The sequence below is a fragment of the Colwellia sp. D2M02 genome (genome assembly GCF_018860755.1).
GTDB classification, from domain to species: domain Bacteria; phylum Pseudomonadota; class Gammaproteobacteria; order Enterobacterales; family Alteromonadaceae; genus Colwellia; species Colwellia asteriadis.
Genome location: NZ_JAHKPW010000058.1, coordinates 144,044 through 149,417 on the forward strand (window position 1 = coordinate 144,044; position 5,374 = coordinate 149,417).

Sequence of the window (5,374 nt, forward strand, 5' to 3'; positions counted from 1 at the left end):
TTAACCGCGAAAGATCAACAGCCCCTAATTGATTACATTTATATACTTAGCTTAATAGACTTAGTTCGTACATTAGGTCAGTATTAGCTCAGTAGCATATTATTCTAGGAATGAAGATGAACAACAAAATAGTGTTAACCATTGCGTTATTAGGAAGCTTTTTATTAGCCAGTTGTGTACAAGTACCGCAAGATGACTCACCAACAAGTAAACAGAATAATCTTGCGGTTTCGAGCGTAAGGGATATTCCGTTGAGTTTTGCACCGGGCAGTTTATTTTCATTATCACCTAAACACCTTAAGCATACCTCGCTTAAAACCGAACAAACTCAAGCGGTATACGCACAATATGCTCACGCGATTATTCAAGACCTAGAAGATAACGGCTTTGAAAATGCGAAGAATAATAGCGCACCTGTATTTCAGGTCGGTTTTAGTGTTGCATTAGCGAGTGACTTGTCAGATGACACCATTAATGAAAAGTTTGGTGTAAGTCCAGGGTTACCCGAAAGTGAAGGCTTACAAAAAGGTAGTTTTCTAATTTATATTGAAGATGCATTCACTGGTAAAACAGTGTGGCGAGGCGCAGCACAAGGCTTTGTACATGAAGAGTTTTCTGAGGCAGAGCAAGAAGCGCGTAGCAGTAACGTAGTTAGCATTGTTATGGCGCAGTTTTATGCTACAAACTAGTACAAGTATTTTACATTTTACAACAAGCTGCTTATAGCATTTGTGTTTAAATAAGCTTGTAAGCAGTTTTAATAAGAGGGAAATAGAATGAAAAAATTAGTTTTATTGTCAGCTTTAATGATGAGCATACTTATAGCGCCAAATACTTTTGCTGCAACCAGTGAAGTGACTTGGGGTGATTATAAAAAGTTCCGTGATATTGATGAAGGTAATGAAAACCGTAAATCATTTCGTGAACGTACCTTTAAAGAGTTTGAAAAGCACTTTGCGAAACTCGCTGAAACATTACCTGAAGATCAAGTATTAAAAATAGCAGTGACCGATGTTGACCTAGCTGGTGATACACGCTTTTCTGGCGTTAATCAGATGCGAATTATTAAAGACAATTACTTCCCACGTATTAACTTGTCATATGACTTAGTTGATCAAGATGGCAAAAGCATAAAGGCTGAAACTGTAGTAATTAAAGACATGAACTTTATGATGGGAAGTCACCTGAAATACAGAAATGAATCATTAACGTATGAAAAACAAATGCTCGATGATTGGTTTAAAGAAACCTTTAAAGCATTAATTGTTGAGTAGTAACTTCATCATTTGCATTAAAAAGTCGCTTTTGCGGCTTTTTTTATGTCTGTGTTTTATTGACTTTGCCCAGTATCAATAAGCTTAAGGATAAAACTAGTGCAATTGTAATGGAGTAAGTTATTATCTAATTAATATTTCTATTATTGTACTGTTAACGCGGACGCTTTTGATGTTATTTAAAACTCGATTTTTTCAGTGTATTAACCGTTTAAGCTACACACTGGTCATGATGTTATGCTTTTCAATGTTGTCGGTAACGGCAGTTGAAGTAAAAAAGCCAGAAGGTTTGTCCATTAAGCAAATGCTTGAACAGAAAGAAACGGTTCAAGAAGGCAATGGAAAAGGTGATAACCAGGTCAACTCAGCTACCAACCAAGCTGTGCCGTCAACGGCGCAAGCTAATGACAATGTGCCTGCTGATGATTTAGACCGAGGGCAACCACGTAGCGCGATAACTAGCTACATACAAGCGATGCGAGCAGGAGACTTAGTACTCGCGAGTCAATATTTAGACTTTCGTAATCTTTCGAGCAAAACCAGTAAAATTAGTGAGGAAGAGTTAACAAGACAGTTAGGGGTAGTGTTAAATAGAACCCTATGGATTGATTTTAATAGTATTAGTGATCACCCTTTAGGCGAGCTAAATGACGGCTTACCCTCATACCGAGAGCTAATTGGTAAAGTGCCTTACAATGATATTAGTATTTCACTGTATCTACAGCGTGTTCCTCGCAAAGATGATCGCGTTAAAATTTGGAAAATATCAAATGCTACCGTTGAGAAAATTCCACTTTTATACCAACAATATTCTTATTCACCTTTAGGTGAGTGGTTAGCGAAAAAACTACCACCAGCAGAGCTCTTTGGCGTAATGTTGTGGCAATGGTTATATTTTTCATTGATGCTCGCCATATACTATTTCGTAGCGTTATTAATTACTAAATTAGCCGCATTGGTTATTAAGCGTATTTATAGCGGCATTTCTATAGAAGCCCTAAACTTTATTACGGGTCCTGTCGCGTTATTATTAGCGATATTCTTTGCGCGAACTTTTCGTGAAGAAGCTAATGTCACCTTAGCGGTGCAAGCGGTCATGGAAGGGCGCACGGTATTAACACTCGCTTGGTGTTGGGCATTTTTCCGTTTTGTTGAATTGATGAAAAGCATACTCACCAAAAAATTTATTGCACAAGATAAACAACTTGCTGTGTACTTATTACGCCCTGCAGGAACAGTGCTAAAGTTAATTGTTGTTACTATTGCTGTTTTACATTGGTTAGAAAGTTTAGGCTTTAATGCCTCAACATTACTTGCAGGTTTAGGTATTGGTGGTTTAGCTATTGCGCTAGCAGCACAAAAAACCGTTGAAAATATTATTGGCGCTATTACGTTATATACATCAGCCCCCGTGAAAATAGGTAACTTATGTAAGTTTGGCAACAGTATTGGGGTTGTTGAAGAAATCGGTTTACGTTCAACCCGAATTCGCACGTTAGATCGTACGGTTATTTATGTTCCTAATGCTAAGTTTATTGATATGGAACTGGAGAATTTTTCTGAACGAGAAAAAATGGCGTTTCGACCTAAGCTGCATTTAAGCCCTAATACCACTAAAGAGAACATGGAGGGTTTCTTGGAGGCGGTACGCGAACATATTAAGTCGTTAGCGTTATTAGAAGAGTCACCACAACGAGCACACTTTAAAAACTACTCAATACACGGTTTAGAGCTTGATATATTGGTATATGTTAAAACAACTACGTTTAATGTTTATTTAGACGAAATCAATCAATTGAATTTAGCTATTCTTGCCTTGCTTAATAAGCATAACTGTCAATTGCAAGTTGTCTCTGAGCGTACTTAGTCGTTGTAAATTATTAACCAAGCAACGCTCCGTTAAATTACTTCAAATTCAAGAGTATGAACTTGAAGTAATCGCTTTATGCTTATTGGCTATAGCTTTTCTCAAAATTCGCCAACACGGTAAATAGTTGCTCTATTTTTTTCACCAAGGCAATAAGTACTGTTTGATCTTTACTTTCTTGCCATTTCACAAAATCATCAGCAACTTCTTCTACATAAGGCTGAAAGGTATCTGCGCTATTATTAAAGCCTGCTTCTTTAGTAAAAATAGCCTCAAAACCCGCTTTTTTATGCTCGCGTAAGTCAGCAAGCGAGGCATCGGCAGCAAGTGATTTCTTTAAAATTACCGAGATATTTTCAATTAGTTGTTGTTCGATGGCTTTAGTCATATTTTTACAGTCTCAACATTGATGATAAGTGACGACCAACATTAAATGGTGATGTTGGTCGCTTTTATTTTTGCGATTATGCCAGATTGATAGGCGTTTTGTTAGTTTGCCCTGCAATTTCTCGCACCAATTTGGGCATTAAAAAGCCTGGGAGTGTTGCTAGCATTTCATTAGCAATAGTTACTGCTTCTTGTTCAGTAACGTCAAAATGTGCAGCCCCTTGTACGGGATCGAACAGGTGCAAGTAATAGGGTTGAATGCCAGCATCAAAAAGCTGCTCGCTTAACTCACATAAGGTAGTGCTGTTATCGTTAATATTTTTTAATAACACACTTTGGTTAAAAAGCGGAATACGTGCTTGGCGTAATAATTCCAGTGCTTTTATTAAATAACCATCAATTTCATTAGGATGATTAATATGTAAAACCATAACCGATTTAAGGCGCGTGTTACTGAGTAAATTAACTAACGATGTGGTAATACGATTAGGAATAACCACAGGTAAGCGGCTATGAATACGTAATCGTGTAACGTGAGGGATTTTTTCCAACTGTGTTACCAACCAAGTTAAATGATCATCGCTGGCCATTAGAGGATCGCCACCACTAAAAATCACCTCAGATATTTCACTGTGCTCGCTGATATACGTTAATGCTGACTGCCAGCGCTGTTTGTTAGGGCTGTTGTCTTGGTAAGGAAAGTGGCGACGAAAACAATAACGGCAATTTACAGCGCAACCCGCTTTAACAATCATCAATACCCGGTGTTTGTATTTATGCAGTAGCCCTTCGGCAACAGTATCGTGTTCAGCTAAAGGGTCAACAGTAAAACCTTCTGTTACAACAAACTCTTTAGCTAAAGGCATAACTTGTTGTAAGAGGGGATCAGAAAAGTCACCTTTTTTCATGCGCTTAATGAAAGGTAGCGGGACACGTACCGGAAATAGCTTACGGGCGGTAAAGTGTTTAAGGTACTCATCAGGTGTAATATTTAACAAGCTGAGTAGCTTTTCAGGGTCGGTGACTACATCTCGTAAATCTTTTTGCCACGAATTTTCGTCACAAGACTGCAAATTATTGTCGATTTGGGTTATTATCTGCGGCAATTCTAATTTCAACTTATCATCGATGGCTTAATTTGCGTCTATTATAATGCGTATCGGCTATCTAAAATCAAATAATTAATAAAAGAGCAACACTATGGCTAATTTCAGTACTAACCAGTTCAAAGCTGGTCTTAAAATCATGCTTGATGGCGAACCATGTAATATCCTTGAAAATGAACTGGTTAAGCCAGGTAAAGGGCAAGCATTTAGCCGTGTTAAAATTCGTAAATTAGTATCAGGTAAAGTATTAGAAAAAACCTTTAAATCAGGTGAAACGGTTGAAGGTGCAGACGTTATGGATATTGAATTAGCCTATCTTTATTCAGATGGTGAATTTTGGCATTTTATGAATAACGAAACGTTTGAGCAAATTGCAGCAGACGATAAAGCCGTTGCAGATTCTGTGAAATGGTTAGTTGAAGGCGATATTTCTACTATTACTTTATGGAATGGCTCTCCAATTTCAGTAACACCACCTAATTTTGTTGAAATTGATATTACTGAAACAGATCCTGGCCTAAAAGGTGATACTGCAGGAACCGGTGGTAAACCAGCAACATTAGCAACGGGCGCTGTAATTCGCGTACCATTGTTTGTACAAATAGGTGAGAAAGTACGTATTGATACTCGCTCTGGTGATTATGTATCACGTGCGACTACTAAGTAACCTGAACTCGGCTTAACAAATGTTTCTCTAGCAGCTATTTTTCCTAATTTCTTCGTTAAATTTACTTGCAATA

General features: G+C 37.7%; 6 protein-coding genes. 4 read left to right on the forward strand and 2 right to left on the reverse strand.

Annotated elements, in window-relative coordinates:
• The first annotated feature begins 116 nt into the window (after nt 1-116).
• The 3 genes from KO495_RS10140 to KO495_RS10150 all read left to right on the forward strand — a co-directional run bounded on the left by KO495_RS10140 (nt 117) and on the right by KO495_RS10150 (nt 3,141).
• Nucleotides 117-689, forward strand: a complete 573-nt coding sequence (locus tag KO495_RS10140) for a DUF4136 domain-containing protein (RefSeq protein ID WP_215980287.1) — start codon at nt 117-119, stop codon at nt 687-689.
• A gap of 87 nt (nt 690-776) precedes the next feature.
• Complete coding sequence (locus KO495_RS10145) at nt 777-1,274, forward strand: DUF3016 domain-containing protein (RefSeq protein ID WP_215980288.1); 498 nt, start codon at nt 777-779, stop codon at nt 1,272-1,274.
• Between the two features lie 172 nt (nt 1,275-1,446).
• Complete coding sequence (locus tag KO495_RS10150) at nt 1,447-3,141, forward strand: mechanosensitive ion channel domain-containing protein (protein WP_215980337.1); 1,695 nt, start codon at nt 1,447-1,449, stop codon at nt 3,139-3,141.
• Nucleotides 3,142-3,223: 82 nt separating this feature from the next.
• Here KO495_RS10150 and KO495_RS10155 read toward each other — a convergent pair whose 3' ends face one another.
• A complete protein-coding gene (locus tag KO495_RS10155) occupies nt 3,224-3,529 on the reverse strand; it encodes a hypothetical protein (RefSeq protein ID WP_215980289.1) in 306 nt (101 codons plus the stop codon).
• A gap of 76 nt (nt 3,530-3,605) precedes the next feature.
• The gene (gene epmB / locus KO495_RS10160) at nt 3,606-4,601 is read right to left on the reverse strand and encodes an EF-P beta-lysylation protein EpmB (protein WP_252738900.1); all 996 of its coding nucleotides are present in this window, start codon (nt 4,599-4,601) and stop codon (nt 3,606-3,608) included.
• Between the two features lie 127 nt (nt 4,602-4,728).
• Here epmB and efp point away from each other — a divergent pair, with 127 nt between their 5' ends.
• A complete protein-coding gene (gene efp, locus KO495_RS10165) occupies nt 4,729-5,301 on the forward strand; it encodes an elongation factor P (protein WP_215980290.1) in 573 nt (190 codons plus the stop codon).
• The last annotated feature ends 73 nt before the right edge of the window (nt 5,302-5,374 follow it).

Bases quoted from the DNA above. Each gene is read 5' to 3' on its own strand.
- KO495_RS10140 (WP_215980287.1), top strand. From the start codon at position 117: ATGAACAACAAAATAGTGTTAACCATTGCGTTATTAGGAAGCTTTTTA.
- KO495_RS10145 (WP_215980288.1), top strand. From the start codon at position 777: ATGAAAAAATTAGTTTTATTGTCAGCTTTAATGATGAGCATACTTATA.
- KO495_RS10150 (WP_215980337.1), top strand. From the start codon at position 1,447: ATGTTATTTAAAACTCGATTTTTTCAGTGTATTAACCGTTTAAGCTAC.
- KO495_RS10155 (WP_215980289.1), bottom strand. From the start codon at position 3,529: ATGACTAAAGCCATCGAACAACAACTAATTGAAAATATCTCGGTAATT.
- efp (WP_215980290.1), top strand. From the start codon at position 4,729: ATGGCTAATTTCAGTACTAACCAGTTCAAAGCTGGTCTTAAAATCATG.